The sequence below is a fragment of the Microbulbifer mixtoriginis (SeqCode) genome (assembly GCF_052467705.1).
Genome location: NZ_CP174322.1, coordinates 463,662 through 478,167, shown reverse-complemented (window position 1 = coordinate 478,167; position 14,506 = coordinate 463,662). Strand labels below are relative to the sequence as shown.

The following is a 14,506-nucleotide window of genomic DNA, read 5'->3' as shown; positions in this document are numbered from 1 at the left end:
ATCCAGCAACAAACGCAAAGGAGGGCCAATGGCCCTTCTTTGTTTTTCGCCGTCGGTCTGAGGGGACGAAAAGAGAGTGGAGAAAGCTGTGAGCGAAACCAATTCCGGGGTGCAAACAGAAACCGAGGTAAACCCCGAAGCCCAGACACCGCGATTGAGCCACGGCCTCTGCACCAGTGCCGGCATCAAACCGCAGAACGAAGATGCCGCAATCTATCACTGGCCAGCCAGCCCACACTTACAGGAATACCTGGGCGCAGTCGCCGCACTGGCAGACGGCGTCAGCTCTGCCGAAGCTGGTGCCCAAGCCAGCCACACCGCCACCGAGCAGTTTGTGCGGGACTATTACAAGGTGCCGGATACCTGGTCTGTGGCCCACGCCGGACAGAAAATCCTCGCCTCCATTAACAGCAAGCTATACCGCAAGAGCCACGACTTCCCCCAACAGGAAAAGGGCTTCCTGTGTACCTTCTCAGCCCTGATTTTTAAATCCCGCACTGCCCACTACTTTCATATCGGCGACAGCCGTATCTATCACCTGCGCGGTGACAACCTTAAATGCCTCACCCGAGATCACAACATCACCCTGGCCCACCGCCAACAGATGCTATCCCGCGCGCTAGGAATGGATACCGGCCTGCAAGTGGATTACGGCCAGCTCAGCCTGGCTAAGGACGATGTACTGCTAATTACCAGCGACGGCGTGCACGACTTTATCAAACAGGACCTGCTGCGCAAGCTGCTGGCAGAGTCCCAACTAAGCGAACAGGAAATAGCGGAAACCCTGGTGCGCCTCGCCAAGGAAAACGGCAGCGACGATAACCTCTCCGCATTAGTGGTAAAGGTAAAAGCATTGCCACAAACCACCCTGGACGACTACAGCCGTCAGCTCACCCGCCTGCCCTTTCCACCGGAGTTGGAACCGGGCATGGTATTGGATGGCTACCAGGTTGAACGGGAACTGTTCTCCTCTCAGCGCAGCCAACTGTACCTGGTGCGCGACAGTGCCACCGGGGAAATCCTGGTAATGAAAACCCCCTCGGTAAATTACGAGGACGATATCCACTATATCGACCGCTTTATTCAGGAGGAGTGGACAGGCCTGCGTATTCGCAGCCCCCAGGTAGTGCGCCTGCACCGGCAGACCCGCCCGCGCACCGCGCTCTATTACCTGATGGAGTATGTGCAGGGCAGCACCCTGGAACGGTGGATCACCAACAACCGCTTTCCCAAACCGGCGGAGGCGTTTCGTATCCTTAAGGAGATTGCTACCGGACTACAGGCCTTCCACGATCAGGAAACCATCCACCAGGATTTACGCCCGGCCAATATCATGATTGACGGCGACGGGCGGGTAAAAATTATCGACTTCGGCTCAGTTTATGTCGCTGGCAGTGCCGAGATTTTTCGCCCCCTGGAGCACCCGGAAGCGCTGGGCACCGCCAGCTACTCTGACCCCCACTATATCCTTGGGCACAACAGCGGTATTCGCGGCGATATCTATGCCCTCGCCACCATTGCCTACGAAATGTTTACCGGCGAACTGCCCTACGGTGAGGAAATCGAGAACTGCCGCTCCCACGCCGACTTCGAACGTCTGCGCTACCGCACCGCCAGCCAGTTTAATCCGGTAGTCCCCATCTGGTTCGACCGCGCCCTGGAGCGCGGATGCAGTATCGACCTGGAACAGCGCTATTCCACCCTAACGGAATTTATGCACGACCTGGCCAATCCGAACCCGGATTACCTAAAGGAAGATCCTACTGAAAAAGGGGATGCCTCTTTGTTCTGGAAGATTCTTTGTGGGATTTGGGTGGCTACTTTGTTGGCGGTGGCGGCGTTATTTTCTTCTAGTGGTTGAGACTAGGGAGGTACGGTAGCCTCACTTAAGAACATGCTGACCCAGAATACCTATAAAGGGCTCTAGTTTAGCAGATAGTTTTGGGCGGATATCATCGATCACACTTACTCTGTTCCACTTTGATATACAGCACTACACTTTACGATTACATATTTTGTTATGAGCGCAGATCAAGAGTAGCTTCGTAAATTCATAGTAACGGATGCGCTTGCATATTGATTTTTAATAGTTTAATTCTTTAAAAAAAACGAAATATAGTACAGCCGTAATATGTCCACTAAGGTAGTTTTTTGCCGATGCTGGCCAACCTGCTGAATGATATGTCTTTTTCTGGTTAAGGTGGCTTCCCATTCTAGAAGTATGTTAATAAGTGATATGATGCAGCTTCTTTTGAATACGCTGTTATAAATCATTATGAGTACCGAAGAAATATTTAAAATAGCTGCAGCAATTATCGCTTCATTAGGCGGCAGTGCATTATTACTTGGCGCTTTCTCTCATTGGTTAGGAAGCTTATGGGCTGAGCGAATGCTGCAAAATGAAAGAGCAAAGCATGAAGAAATCCTTCAAAAATTAAAAGCTAAGAATGAGGCTACCTTAGAAGATTTGAAAGCTCAAATAGACTCTCTGAAACAAAAAGAGTTGAATCGCCACTTTGATAAACTAGCGATCTATAAAGATGTAATTCATATTGTTTCAGAAATTCTACGAGAAATAGAAGCTGTTGCTACATCAAAGCAAGAATCTATCAGTTCAGAAATTGAGCATTCTTTTTCATTAAATCGAAATAAAGCTTATGGTTACATATCGCTAGTTTCATGCCAAGATGTTTTGGATAGATACAATGAAATGATCGACTTCTTTTTACCTTTGCTTTACGAAGGTGGGCAGGCAACATGGGCTGAATTGAGAGAAAAGGCTGATTCTATGTTAAATGCCATGCGTGTTGACCTTGGAATAAATGAAGGCGAAGTCATGTACAGAGGTACAAGATGATTTAAAACAAGTACTCGGACACAATTTATGCTGCGCTTCAATTTACTCGGTGTTCCGGGCGTTAAGTGTCTAGAGCATTAATATGATTTCGAAGCCTGATCTGATAAAGATCTTATGGGGTATCGCAGTCCACAATAGCTACTAGATTGACTTAAATATCAAAATTGTTGGCGACGGTGGAGAAATTATTGCAAAATAAGAGCAGTATTTTGCACGTAAAATTGGAATTAACTTCCTACAAGTTAAATCCGAGTTATATAAATTTAGTGTGAATAGTAGTATTGATATCCCAGCTATAGTTTTGTCTAGAAAGATTCCAAAAATTTTAAAAGGAACAAAGGCGGCCAAATATCTAGATATTTGTATTGAGCAAACAAGGCTATTTAGAAATGAAAATAATTAACAATTTTATCAACGAACGTCACTGCGTGGTTGGATAGCCGATGGGGTGGCCTTGCCCGCATACTGCCCGTTATAAGACAATATGTGAATGAGAAAACATGATGAAAGTAGCGGCTTCTATATTAATTATATTATTTTTAGGGAGTTGCTATCTCATTTGGCTAGATGATCAAAATTGGAGAGACATAATACCTATAGAATTCGATCTAGGTAGCACGCTTCACAGTAACAGTGATTTACAAGGTATAAGAGAAGCTTGTGGTGTTCATATATATGAGCTTGAAGAAACAACTTTAGATAAAATCAAAGCGGAGGGTCTTGAATTTCTCAATACAGCCAAACAGGCACGAGGGCATAGCAGATTTTATTATAGCTATGGAGAATGGATGCATACTCCAAGAAAGGATTGGAAAAGACCTGAAAACTGGGCCTATGAACTGATGTGCGCAAAGATGCCGGTAAAACTACAAGGGATCATTATTGATAGTGCAATAGCACCAGGCTCTTTTTACTCCCACGGACAAGAAAAAGTTCTCATGGTAATACCTGATCACAAAATCTTGGTTTTAACACACAATGGCTAAACTTTAATCACAAAAGATTTAGGCAAGCGGACAAATTACTCCGTTTTCGGCTCCGTAATTTGTCGCTCTTTCGAACGTTCCGCAGTCGCGTAAATTTTTTACCGATCTCCGTTTCCCAAGTTAGACCCTTTCTGTAAGCGAATATATATTTCCTCACGGTGAACAGGTAAAGATTTGGGAGCACGTATTCCTATCTTCACCTGATTCCCCTTAACTTCCAATACAGTGACTGAAACATTGGTCCCAATCCTCAAGTTTTCACCAGTCCGGCGCTTTAAGATCAACATAGTTATTTCCTACTGATACTCAAACCATGGGTAGACCTTCTCTGATGGAAGGCTGAGAAAGTAACTTTTTGAGGAAATACGGGGTGGTGCGCGAGAACGGTAGGCATAGAAGAAGAAAAGGCAGGCACAACGCTTCCAAAGCTTGGGGAATCGCTCCAAGCCGCTGGATGTACTCCACTTTATTGAAGACGAGCGGGTTTCTAGCGTATGATCCATATAGCCATCTTGATAGGTCATTTATCAATTTGGTTAGCTGGCCCCTGGTGTTGCTGCACCTTGGGTCAGCGCCTTTTACTTACTGTTACGTCACGCTACCGTTCTCCTGTGAGAAGATGGTTCTTTAGAAAACTCTTAGATGTCTTGATTCTCTCGAATCCCTTTGGCCTTTGGTCATCGGCCTACAAAAGGCCACCCAATTCCGGCCAAAATATCAATAAATATCTATCGATTTTACGCAGCTTTGACACTAAAACAAACTGAATAAAATCCAATAAGATCATTTTTGTGCCTATATTTTATGCTCCTTAGCTTAGATAATTTGCGTTATCCATAAGAATGATGGTTTAGGTGGTTACTCTTTACTCGCTTTCACATGAGGAATAAAAGCAATTAATCATAAAACAACCACTCCGTGTGTCATTCTTGTGCCGATAGAAAAGATCCAAATGGCCTAAGGCTTGAAAGTATTACAGTGAGACATGGAGAGTTGTTCACTTTTAGTCGCCATGCCATTTTTATAAAGTACTTAAAACCCTGGTTAATCGGTACGTATGTTCCTATCTATGCATTGGTGATTTTTCGCCTGTACTGGCTAACTTACCGATTGATATATCCGTTCTGAGTATAGTTGTTTGCCATTTTGGCATTGGTCGACAAGTGATATGATCCAGCTTCAGTTGAGCACACTATTAAAGCTCTTTGGCAGGAAAGCATGAACTATAGAAATCTACTGTTAAAAAGAGGGTTTGGTTTCCATTAGCAATTCATAGCCAATGGAGATCCATATGGGGTATTTTCGACACCCTAAAACTAAGAACGAGATGAAGCAATACTATGCTTCGTTGGAAAATGAACTAGAGATCCCAATAAAGATTAGAAACCGTCGTCAACCAAAATGTTTACCAAACGCTTGGGATGACTATTTTCCTAGTAATATCTCTAATCGTAATTGGAAGCTTTTTCGAAGGAACCAGTCAAAGGGGTAGTTATCCACTTTAACAGGACGCTCCTGCTGAAAATCATAAGCTCCAGCTTTGACTCTACTTATGTTTTCAGCAGAGCTTGGTGTTGTATACAACCATGATTCAATTTACGGCGACAGCCACCTTGGGCACCATGAACTGCCCAAGCAAATCTAGAAACGGGATCAAACTTTACGGCATCTTACCAACTAAGAGAAAATAGCTCTTCAAATATAGTGGAAATATTTTGATTTAAGTATAGGAAATACTATGGAAGATTCAGCTTTTCACAATTACCCTTCTGTTATTGGATACTACCAAGCGCTCAGGGAAGAGGTTTGGTCTATTACACAGGAATCATGGCCCCAGACATCAATAAAAGGCATTAGTTTGAAGACAGCAAGACTGGCTGACTCTTGGAAAGAAATGAGAGGATCTAATCTAAGATCTTCGAGAGCCAGTTGGGACTGGGAGCCAGAATTTAATGCATATCAGAAGAAGCCAAAAAGATATGAAATGTCAGTTTGGTTTGAGAATCAACTTTGCGGGCTTTGTTATGGATTTGCATCCAAGCATGGTACAAAGGTAAGAATGAACCTTATCGAATCTACACCGGTAAGACCAAATCCCTTGGGAGAAGGTGTCTTTCCAATATTATCTTTTGGAGCTACGGTTTATGCCAACTTGATTAGTGCTGACGAGGTTTGGGTGTTAGACCCAGTAAAAGGTGCAATTGATTACTACGAAAGCCAAGGATTTTCAGCGCCTGAGATTTACCACGGAAAAAGAGTCGGAATGAAAAAATTATGAGTGGCTATAAATTCTCACAAGAAGAGAAAGATCGAATCAATAAGATTCGATCAAAGATGAAGAAACATGCTGAAGAAGTGAAAAAGAAATCAAAGGATACAACAATAGAAGAACCATCGGGAAAACAAACGAATCCAACTGAAATTGACCGTATGAGAGATCGAAAAAATGACGATTAAAGACAAACAGATTAGCAAGGAAGATATTAGAAAGTTTGTTGAGAAAAACAAATCTAAAATATTGAAAGAAGCTAAAGAGGTTGAAACAGCCATAAAGTCAAATAGATTAAAGAACCAGCAGAAACTATGAATCTTATACATAGTAGCTCTAGTTAATCGAGAAATAGAAGAGGCTGAATCTTCTGGACCACCTTTAAATCCGGTAAGATCTAAGGATTGATTTTATAGCTAGCTATCGCAAAGGTTAGATGATGAACTTAGCCTGCAGTTCCTTCAAAATGGCATTATTTTAAACAAGTCTCAAGCCGAGTATATCTGTCGTTTCTTTTGGGCTATGGTAGATGCATCAATTGAGGACGAAAATAACGGAGTAAAGCTTCAATGGAATGAAGGAGCTGAATTTTGGAACGAAAAAATAATGAACTCCATTTCGGCACACCTTGAAGCCTTAGGCTATGAAGAAGAAAGGGAAAACGAAGTCGATAAGCAATAGGCATAGCTAGGAAGGATAGAGCGCGCGCAGCCGCGATCTATCCAGATGGTGAACGCCATCAGCCCATCAAGACGACAGCGTCTATGAGTATTAATGATCTTCAGAACAATCAAAACCTTGACGATATATATGCTAACTAAATGAAGAAGATAGCGATATCATTTTTAGTGAAGTTAATTTTTTATACGTAGTGAACATCAAATGGAAAAGCGCAAAAAATTACTTTGGTTTAGCCTTCTTACTGTCTCTCTAATTGGAATCGGATTCATAATTGGCATGTTTGGCAGTGCCCTAAAGCCTCCAGCAAATGCTGGTGAACTATCTTCTAGTATTGATATAGCTGACCTGGAGCCGGGTGAAATACTTACTCGGGATGTAAATTATGAGGCGGGAGGGAAGTGGGGCTTTAGATACATAATTTATAAAAACTATGAGTCTGAAATCACAGTTTTTGGTGTTCCCCTCAGAGAAGGCATGGTAAATATGCCAGATATAAAGTGGTGGAGGTGGGGCACAGAATGTAGGAATTTTGGGCCGACCATGAAAAACGGTAAGGTAGTCCCACAAAGCCAGTTCAAATGTCATGATCACGAATTAAATACGTGGTTCGCCAAAGAAAATGTCTGGGATCTTGATGGGAATAACCTCGGAAAATATACAGAAGACATGGAAAGAGTAAGATTTTCAATAAAAGGTTTTGACCTAATACTACATATGTATTATTAGAAAATAAATCTACCCAGTCTGTCATAGAGCTTTTTAATGTCTGACCCGTTTCATTATGCGAGAAGTAAAAATAAAAATAATATGGGAAGAACAAATTATTTAGTATGTAGACTTAGTATCGCGATGCTATGTGGGTTCATCTCATATTTGCTGGTAGCGACCTTTCCAGCCCTTATTGCTCCAGAATTAACAAATTTTTATGGAACACTAGGACTGTATTTCCTTTATACAGCCGTTGCTCAGTTAGTAGGGTTGTTATTTGTGATATTTAGGAGCAAGCGAGTACTGAATATCGCAAACCTAGTCTTAACCTTGATGTGCTTTATACCTGTAATAATTTACTTTATAAAAATAGCTCCAGATGGCCTAAACTAATAAAATTGGTACGATCGAACCTTTTCCGCTGAGCAACTGTCGCTCTGCTGCTACAGAATTTACTGTAAGTCTTGAGTATTCCATTGGGAAGGCAAAGGTACTATTATCCAAATAGATCCTGTTAACGGTTGTGAGTAATGAGAGCAAAGTTACAAGAATTAGTAAATGATAAACCCATAGAGCAAAGCCCTCATTATCTTCTGAGCCAAGAATTAGAGTTCGAATTTTTAAAGTCTAATTTGTCATTTGCAATGGCATTTATAGGCGGCATTATTACTCTCAAAACTGCTCTTGGTATTGATACACCTATTTCTGAAGGGTTCACCTACTCTTTGACCGCCGCCGTCTTCTCAGCTCTACATGCCTTTCAAGCACAGCAAGAATTAATTAATGACCTACGTAATGGTCGAACGCCTAGTAAAATAAAACGCCTATTTAGACGTTACCCCGGACCTGTCCTCCTTGGGTTAGCTATCGGATATGCCTTTATCTATTTCGAAAGCTCACTGCACTAACTGTACAAACTTTATAATTTGTTTAAGCACTCTGGTCTCTAAACGAGTAATTAGAATAGGGGGTACGGAGAATCTGCTGTATTCTCATTCCCTGAATTTGTGGTAGCTGCTACATTGGAACGAAACAATCAATTGCACAACAGCCGTGAACTGATGATTTCATGTGTAAGTAGGAATATCCCCCAATGAAATGGAGCAAGCTTAAATCCCTTGTTGGAGAAAAATTTTCTCCATCTTTGGGTGGCCGTATTTCTATTAACAGTACCAGATATGGAAACTGTTCATGTGGCCATGCCTGGTTGACTCTTGATAAGGCGGCAATAGCAAACTTCTGTACAATGGCCTTTTGGAATAGAGCGAATGGTAATTTCTATCGAAAAGATAATCGGTGGGTAACAGATTCCGATGTGCCTGAGCACGTAAGTGAAAAGCAGAAAATATCTTATGGTGAGATGGAATATGGAGAATTATCTCGGCAAGATGCCTATCAAGCCTGCTGGGAATTCGTTCATACCCTCAAAATTGATGAAGCTATAAACTCCGAGAATCCATTGATTCAATCCCTAGCCACACTAGATAAGCGCTTAGGAAAACGTAGGCTTAAAGAAATAGACACTTCGACTTTACACCCACTAGCAAAAAAATTGTTGGCCATAAGGTTGGAATCAGAGGGATTAAGGATTACGGTTTGCACATAAGACATATGCTTCAACATTATTCTGAAGATTTCAATTCCCTTGTTACGCATGAAATAATTGTTGAATACTAGGTTAGATGTGTGAAAAAACCTAGGTTCATCCCAGGGTCTCGGATCTCATTTATAATGAGAGAATGACATTACTCGTAAACGCCCGATACTTACGATTGACAAGGATATAATACGGCCCTTCACATAGGATCACCTTCTTAATTTGCTGTCGTTCATGAGTCTCTACGGTAGAGTTTCTAAAAAATGCTTAAGCTAAGACAGTTTGATAAGTCTGATATTGATTCATTAATATTGTACCTTAATGATAATGAGGTAACGCAATATATAACAGATGCCATACCTCAACCTTATACAGTGAGTGATGCTCGTTGGTGGGTTGAAAATAGTGAGAATTCAAGCCTAACAAAAGCGATCGAGTACAATGGAGAGCTTGTGGGATGTATATCGGCTAAGGTAGGTGAATTTGAATATAGCTGCGGCGCTGAACTGGGTTACTGGATTGGAAGGAAATTCTGGAGCAATGGAATTGCTACTGAAGCAGTTGGAGTCTTTACGGATATGCTTTTTAAATATACAGATCTCGTCCGGTTATTTGTTTCCGTAGTTTCCATGAATGGTGCATCTATTAGAGTCCTAGAGAAAAATGGCTATTTGTATGAAGGTACTCTTCGAAAAGCGTCATGTAAAAATGGCCAATACTTCGACGAATATTTATATTCAAAAATTAGTGAATGAGGATACTTGAAGTCAAGGTCAAAGGTTCATTGTATGGCCCACCCCTCCACCACACGCTATACACTATGACTGAGTTCTTACATAAGTTTGCATGCTTCGATTGCCAGGTTGCCTTTTAGCGCCAGCGATTGAGGATACATCATCGGGCTCAGCACATCAGTCTGATTCAAACATCATCCATAAGTGTCCAAATTGCGGTCCTCTTTACTGCCATCCCGCTATCGAAGGTTTGTACGGACCAACTTGTGCATAACAGAGCTTTGACCCAAAGCGCTATAATCAAACTCGCGGGATAGGCTCCGCCTAGTTTGTTAAATTTTTTAAGCTGCATGACAGCTCGGTCAACCTTAGCGTTAGACAGTGGTAGGTGTCTGTCCATGCGTTCGACCACAATCGGACGCGAACGGAGAAGAATCGAAAAATGAATAGTGAACAGGCCGAAGCGTTTCTGGATGAGATGGCCAAGGCGGTATGTGATCCAAACGCTGATTCCAAGGTCACCGACCGCTACTTTACCGAAGACTTCGTGTAGGTTATCGACGACACAACGATTGGGCGATCGCAACTCGATTCGCGTATCAATTTGCTCCGAATGGAGTACTCGGCCGTCAGGTTCGATTACCTTTCCGTAATTGGTGAGGGCGATCGGATAGCTGATATGCATCTGGTGCGCGCGAAAGCGAAAAATGGCCAACAGCTCACAATCAAGGTAATCAGCCTGTACACGCTAAGAGACGGCCGGATCGCGCGCGCCGAATCCCTTAGCCGCCTTATCGAAGGGACTGCGGAAGACCTGCAATTACTCGTGCGTGGTGAATGAGGCGATCGGACGGCGTGGACCTTGGTTTCACTGAAGACGATAACGCAAACCGCCTCCGGGTATCGTTTTGTCGAAGTCCTCCAGCTTCCTCTCGAATTGCTTAATCAGCTTAAGAGTCGCCCAGAGCTTTATGATCATCTAAGGCAACACCCAAGTGCTAACCAAAGCATCCCCCTGTCCGGTACTCACGTGCCGGCTGGCATGAAGACATACCACATAACAAATGACTATGGTTACTCGTCAAGCTTTTAAGCAATATTTTCATCCCAATAGGTGTTGTTTTTCACCATGGTAGTCAGGATGATAAATTACTTTCTCAGACATGCAATTAGAGCCACATTCTTAAATTTTCCAACGTCGACTAGACGTTTCTACATTGGCTTTAATATGAAGTGGGACTTGATAGCGACATTATGGAAATACACAGGACCATACGCACACGATGTCGACCTGCCCATATACAGTAAGTGAGCGCTCTTCGCACTATAAAGGCTACAGCGATTTAGCTCACGAGAAATGGTTTTGTTTAAACGACTGAGTTGTTGCGCAATGGCTCTGGCTGTATAGTTCTGGCCCGTTGAGGACTTAAATCTGATATCGTTCGTTGAGGGTCAGCTGGCTGGTGCAGGTTCCATGGGATTGCTGGCTTATTTGCGTGGAAGTTAACCAGCCTACAGCCAACTTTCCTCCTTGGCTATCACCAAGTGTGTCGCTTTTAGTGGGGGTCTAGGATTTATGTACTGCAATATATAGGAAAATACCGAATTACAAAACACGGATTATTTACAAACAAATCATTGGGAAACAAATTTCAAGCCCGTGCTGTCCACAAAAGAACTGTTTAATATCAGTATTCCATATGCAAAGGCTATCCAATAAAACAAAGTCGCCCTGCATAATTTTTGCTACTGCCATTATTGAGCTATCTGATTCTGATGCTACTGTTAAGTTTGGTAAATATGGGGTATTGGATTGAAAACCGAATAATGCAAGTATATTGTAGACTTCTGTAGCCGTTGGACCATAGCTAAGTACGCTATAGTCAAATCCAGCTATTCCTCTACTAGTAAAAGTCAAACTATTAATAAATATTTCTCTTTCTATTTCCGATAATGCATTCAAAGGTGATTTCTCAGTTGGAGTAATCTCTAAGTATTTTTCTAATTCTAATTGATTTTTTATTGGAGCAAGCTGGTAATCCTTTTCTCTCTTATCCATCCAATATTTTTGTTTTTGTTTAATTAAACTACTGCGCGTAAATTTTTCGCCTTGACTTTTTAGTGAAGCATCTAGAGAGAACGCTGGCTGTAAGAAAAAGAAAGATAGTACTGCAATAACTAAAATAGTTAGTGTGAATGCCTTCATATTATGCCTATTTGTAAACGATGACATTTGGTTCAACGCAATAATAGCGCTAATGATAGATATTAAGTGACTATATTGGCAATCTGAGTGACAACTTTTAAAGTCTATCTCAAACCTGTTGAAAGAGAGTAATTTTGCTCTTACAAATCTAAAAAATGTGATCAGATCTCTAATTTACTTATTAAGGTATCAATTTTTCAGCCCTAGATGCCAGCATTATCATCTACAGGTTTAGCTGTTTTACAATGCTAATGGCATTCTTGATACGTCTACGGGTTTATTTTTCATTACATAGAAATATTGAGTAGTGATGTTATCAATCTCGGTAAAGTCCATTAGCCACCCCTATTCATTACAGATATTTGTTTTTCAGAACGATTCAAACCGACATTCCTGAGAGCATTATTCAGTGCTTCAGGTTCTCCCTCTCGTGGCCAACCAACAAAGTATTCGATAAATTTACCATCAGAAAAGAAATAAAATGCCGGAGTTCCTATGTTGCTACGCAACTCAGGTAACTCAGACCATGGTGGAGTCTCATGCATCAAACCTGTGGGTAAGCTTGGATAATTTCGCGACCAATCTAGGAACCCCTCAATATACAGTTTACCCCTAGGCTCAGTGAGCCAATATGAATATTCAGAGAAGATCTCTAATAGCTCCTCATCAACAATAATATGTTGAGCTGCTGAAATGGAAAAACTACATAAGGGGTTTGATGCAACCAAAATGAATGGGCCATTGTCTGGTATGCTAAAAGCACTCTGTTTAATAGAGTTCTTCTCGACTTTCCAAATTGTAGGATGCCTAGATGTTTTTTCGCCAACCCTATGAACTTCCGGTATAACTTGTAAATATCCAGAACTTTTTTGTTCAACCATGTTGCTGGCTAATTCAAATTGTCGAGTTGCAATATAGGCCTCCTGCAGAGCAACTAAGTGACGCTCTTTCACAAGATTTTTTATCTTTAAATAATGTAATACTCTAGCCATATCTTTGGCGTAATTGACATCTGGATCATAAGCAATAGCGGTTTTTGTAGCTTGAAATAGGTATTCCAGTTCAATTCCACTAAAATCACTTAAGGCTTCAGAATTTATAATGGGACTAAAGTTATCTGAGTAAAACTTCTTAGGTAATTTGTTCCCACTTAGATCCATTCGTGTATCTTTGTAGATTTGATTTATTTGGTTGTAAAGGCTCTTTATTGGTTTGTTTGTACTTGCCCAAACCTCAATGCTTGCATTAAAAATTAGCATCACAAAAATCAATATTTTAATATTATTCATTTTTTAATCATCTATTTTAAAAAAGGAGATGAGGTTATTATTATTTCTTACTGCGAAATCCTGCATCTACTACAACTGTGAAAATCGAATTGAAATTGAAGCATGTAAATATTTCAGTAATCTAACCAATAGACCTCCTCATAATGTAAATTTTAGATTCGTAAACCCAAGTATGATTTTGAAATCTCATCCAATTAGATAACAATCTCAATATATAGAGATAACCCTTCTAGCCTTCTTGATATCCCCACTCAGTTGAGTGGGGATATCAACCTAACTAACTATCAGGTGCACCAAGCAGGAAAGCAAGTTTGAAATGGAGTAAAAAGACAGGAAAATTGGTTAATAGGGCTATTCCACCTACATTGATAATCAAGCAACTGGGATGCGACTGGCATAGTATCGGCCGCATTCATTATCGATTTATCCGGTCCGGATGTTACTGATAAACCTGGTAAAAATGGAGTGACGGATTGAGACCCGAATAGCGCTAAAATGCTATAAACTTCGGTAACACTCGGTCCATAAGTAAGTGCACTGTAATCAAATGAAGCGAGACCTTTTTTGGTAAAGACCAAGCTATTAATAAATATATCTCGCTCTATTTCCGGCAGAACTCTCAGAGGACTATTCTCTATTGGAGTAATAGCTAAATAGTTTTCCAAATCAACTTCATTTTTTATTGGGGCCAATAAAAAATCCATTTCTATTTTGGCTTTATACCCGATGACACATCTGTAGAAAGTGCTTGGTAAGAGAGAAGCGAGAATAATATTGCAACTACCGGTAGGTGTAAGTTTAATTTTTTCATTTAACGCATCCTTACGAAAAAACAAATATTGAAATTGACACAAAATTTACAACATGATTATTTTGCAGTTACTTTTGCTAGTAAGTCAATAAAGGCAAGTTAATTTTTTACCATTTGGCGTATAAAGCATCACATTATTAAACCAGCGATGCTAGATCCAGCAGTAAGTCTCTAATATTAAATTTACAGGTTTTATTGGCGATAACATCGACTTCTTTGCCTCCCTAAAGTGAGCAATTTCGACAGCATCCAGCTGGTCAGCTTTGGCGAGTTGCTCTGTTGACTTTACAAAGTTTCTTACATTTGAATGATTGCAAATAACTATAGGCAGTCCCGCCTTGTGAGCAGCACAGACAAACTCCAATTCA

16 protein-coding genes are annotated in these 14,506 nt (G+C 41.2%); 11 read left to right on the top strand and 5 right to left on the bottom strand.

Annotation, left to right across the window (positions count from 1 at the left end):
- The first annotated feature begins 88 nt into the window (after positions 1 to 88).
- The 3 genes from ACJJIB_RS02245 to ACJJIB_RS02235 all read left to right on the top strand — a co-directional run bounded on the left by ACJJIB_RS02245 (position 89) and on the right by ACJJIB_RS02235 (position 3,843).
- Positions 89 to 1,861 carry a bifunctional protein-serine/threonine kinase/phosphatase gene (locus ACJJIB_RS02245; protein WP_444887738.1) on the top strand — a complete coding sequence of 591 codons (1,773 nt, stop codon included), beginning with the start codon at positions 89 to 91 and terminating at the stop codon, positions 1,859 to 1,861.
- Between the two features lie 414 nt (positions 1,862 to 2,275).
- Entirely contained in the window at positions 2,276 to 2,857 is a 582-nt protein-coding gene (locus ACJJIB_RS02240) for a hypothetical protein (RefSeq protein WP_444887737.1), read from the top strand.
- Between the two features lie 500 nt (positions 2,858 to 3,357).
- The gene (locus ACJJIB_RS02235) at positions 3,358 to 3,843 is read left to right on the top strand and encodes a hypothetical protein (RefSeq protein ID WP_444887736.1); all 486 of its coding nucleotides are present in this window, start codon (positions 3,358 to 3,360) and stop codon (positions 3,841 to 3,843) included.
- Between the two features lie 98 nt (positions 3,844 to 3,941).
- Here ACJJIB_RS02235 and csrA read toward each other — a convergent pair whose 3' ends face one another.
- Positions 3,942 to 4,130: a carbon storage regulator CsrA gene (gene csrA, locus ACJJIB_RS02230; RefSeq protein ID WP_444887735.1), complete on the bottom strand. Its 189-nt coding sequence runs from the start codon at positions 4,128 to 4,130 to the stop codon at positions 3,942 to 3,944.
- A 9-nt stretch (positions 4,131 to 4,139) separates the two neighbouring features.
- Positions 4,140 to 4,346: a hypothetical protein gene (locus ACJJIB_RS02225; protein ID WP_444887734.1), complete on the bottom strand. Its 207-nt coding sequence runs from the start codon at positions 4,344 to 4,346 to the stop codon at positions 4,140 to 4,142.
- A gap of 1,235 nt (positions 4,347 to 5,581) precedes the next feature.
- Here ACJJIB_RS02225 and ACJJIB_RS02220 point away from each other — a divergent pair.
- From ACJJIB_RS02220 to ACJJIB_RS02185, 8 genes are all read left to right on the top strand, one after another.
- A complete protein-coding gene (locus ACJJIB_RS02220) occupies positions 5,582 to 6,121 on the top strand; it encodes a hypothetical protein (protein WP_444887733.1) in 540 nt (179 codons plus the stop codon).
- Positions 6,118 to 6,300 (top strand): hypothetical protein, encoded by a 183-nt coding sequence (locus ACJJIB_RS02215; protein WP_152450517.1) that lies wholly within the window; start codon positions 6,118 to 6,120, stop codon positions 6,298 to 6,300. Before ACJJIB_RS02220 ends, ACJJIB_RS02215 begins: the two co-directional genes overlap by 4 nt.
- On the top strand, positions 6,290 to 6,430 hold the full coding sequence (locus ACJJIB_RS02210) for a hypothetical protein (protein WP_444887732.1): 141 nt from the start codon (positions 6,290 to 6,292) through the stop codon (positions 6,428 to 6,430). Before ACJJIB_RS02215 ends, ACJJIB_RS02210 begins: the two co-directional genes overlap by 11 nt.
- Before the next feature lie 564 nt (positions 6,431 to 6,994).
- Entirely contained in the window at positions 6,995 to 7,519 is a 525-nt protein-coding gene (locus ACJJIB_RS02205; protein ID WP_444887731.1) for a hypothetical protein, read from the top strand.
- A gap of 512 nt (positions 7,520 to 8,031) precedes the next feature.
- The gene (locus ACJJIB_RS02200; protein ID WP_444887730.1) at positions 8,032 to 8,409 is read left to right on the top strand and encodes a hypothetical protein; all 378 of its coding nucleotides are present in this window, start codon (positions 8,032 to 8,034) and stop codon (positions 8,407 to 8,409) included.
- Between the two features lie 185 nt (positions 8,410 to 8,594).
- Positions 8,595 to 9,107 carry an SF0329 family protein gene (locus tag ACJJIB_RS02195; RefSeq protein WP_444887729.1) on the top strand — a complete coding sequence of 171 codons (513 nt, stop codon included), beginning with the start codon at positions 8,595 to 8,597 and terminating at the stop codon, positions 9,105 to 9,107.
- Positions 9,108 to 9,361: 254 nt separating this feature from the next.
- Positions 9,362 to 9,853, top strand: a complete 492-nt coding sequence (locus ACJJIB_RS02190; RefSeq protein ID WP_444887728.1) for a GNAT family N-acetyltransferase — start codon at positions 9,362 to 9,364, stop codon at positions 9,851 to 9,853.
- 592 nt (positions 9,854 to 10,445) lie between these two features.
- Positions 10,446 to 10,673 carry a nuclear transport factor 2 family protein gene (locus tag ACJJIB_RS02185; protein WP_444887727.1) on the top strand — a complete coding sequence of 76 codons (228 nt, stop codon included), beginning with the start codon at positions 10,446 to 10,448 and terminating at the stop codon, positions 10,671 to 10,673.
- 783 nt (positions 10,674 to 11,456) lie between these two features.
- Here the strand turns inward: ACJJIB_RS02185 and ACJJIB_RS02180 are convergent.
- The 3 genes from ACJJIB_RS02180 to ACJJIB_RS02170 form a co-directional block, all read right to left on the bottom strand.
- Complete coding sequence (locus tag ACJJIB_RS02180) at positions 11,457 to 12,038, bottom strand: hypothetical protein (protein ID WP_444887726.1); 582 nt, start codon at positions 12,036 to 12,038, stop codon at positions 11,457 to 11,459.
- Between the two features lie 335 nt (positions 12,039 to 12,373).
- The gene (locus ACJJIB_RS02175) at positions 12,374 to 13,327 is read right to left on the bottom strand and encodes a hypothetical protein (protein WP_444887725.1); all 954 of its coding nucleotides are present in this window, start codon (positions 13,325 to 13,327) and stop codon (positions 12,374 to 12,376) included.
- Positions 13,328 to 13,611: 284 nt separating this feature from the next.
- The gene (locus ACJJIB_RS02170) at positions 13,612 to 14,031 is read right to left on the bottom strand and encodes a hypothetical protein (protein WP_444887724.1); all 420 of its coding nucleotides are present in this window, start codon (positions 14,029 to 14,031) and stop codon (positions 13,612 to 13,614) included.
- Positions 14,032 to 14,506 lie beyond the last annotated feature (475 nt).

Bases quoted from the DNA above. Each gene is read 5' to 3' on its own strand.
- ACJJIB_RS02220 (WP_444887733.1), top strand. From the start codon at position 5,582: ATGGAAGATTCAGCTTTTCACAATTACCCTTCTGTTATTGGATACTAC.
- ACJJIB_RS02170 (WP_444887724.1), bottom strand. From the start codon at position 14,031: ATGGATTTTTTATTGGCCCCAATAAAAAATGAAGTTGATTTGGAAAAC.
- ACJJIB_RS02200 (WP_444887730.1), top strand. From the start codon at position 8,032: ATGAGAGCAAAGTTACAAGAATTAGTAAATGATAAACCCATAGAGCAA.
- ACJJIB_RS02180 (WP_444887726.1), bottom strand. From the start codon at position 12,038: ATGAAGGCATTCACACTAACTATTTTAGTTATTGCAGTACTATCTTTC.
- ACJJIB_RS02205 (WP_444887731.1), top strand. From the start codon at position 6,995: ATGGAAAAGCGCAAAAAATTACTTTGGTTTAGCCTTCTTACTGTCTCT.
- csrA (WP_444887735.1), bottom strand. From the start codon at position 4,130: ATGTTGATCTTAAAGCGCCGGACTGGTGAAAACTTGAGGATTGGGACC.
- ACJJIB_RS02195 (WP_444887729.1), top strand. From the start codon at position 8,595: ATGAAATGGAGCAAGCTTAAATCCCTTGTTGGAGAAAAATTTTCTCCA.
- ACJJIB_RS02175 (WP_444887725.1), bottom strand. From the start codon at position 13,327: ATGAATAATATTAAAATATTGATTTTTGTGATGCTAATTTTTAATGCA.
- ACJJIB_RS02235 (WP_444887736.1), top strand. From the start codon at position 3,358: ATGATGAAAGTAGCGGCTTCTATATTAATTATATTATTTTTAGGGAGT.
- ACJJIB_RS02225 (WP_444887734.1), bottom strand. From the start codon at position 4,346: ATGGATCATACGCTAGAAACCCGCTCGTCTTCAATAAAGTGGAGTACA.
- ACJJIB_RS02185 (WP_444887727.1), top strand. From the start codon at position 10,446: ATGGAGTACTCGGCCGTCAGGTTCGATTACCTTTCCGTAATTGGTGAG.
- ACJJIB_RS02240 (WP_444887737.1), top strand. From the start codon at position 2,276: ATGAGTACCGAAGAAATATTTAAAATAGCTGCAGCAATTATCGCTTCA.
- ACJJIB_RS02215 (WP_152450517.1), top strand. From the start codon at position 6,118: ATGAGTGGCTATAAATTCTCACAAGAAGAGAAAGATCGAATCAATAAG.
- ACJJIB_RS02210 (WP_444887732.1), top strand. From the start codon at position 6,290: ATGACGATTAAAGACAAACAGATTAGCAAGGAAGATATTAGAAAGTTT.
- ACJJIB_RS02190 (WP_444887728.1), top strand. From the start codon at position 9,362: ATGCTTAAGCTAAGACAGTTTGATAAGTCTGATATTGATTCATTAATA.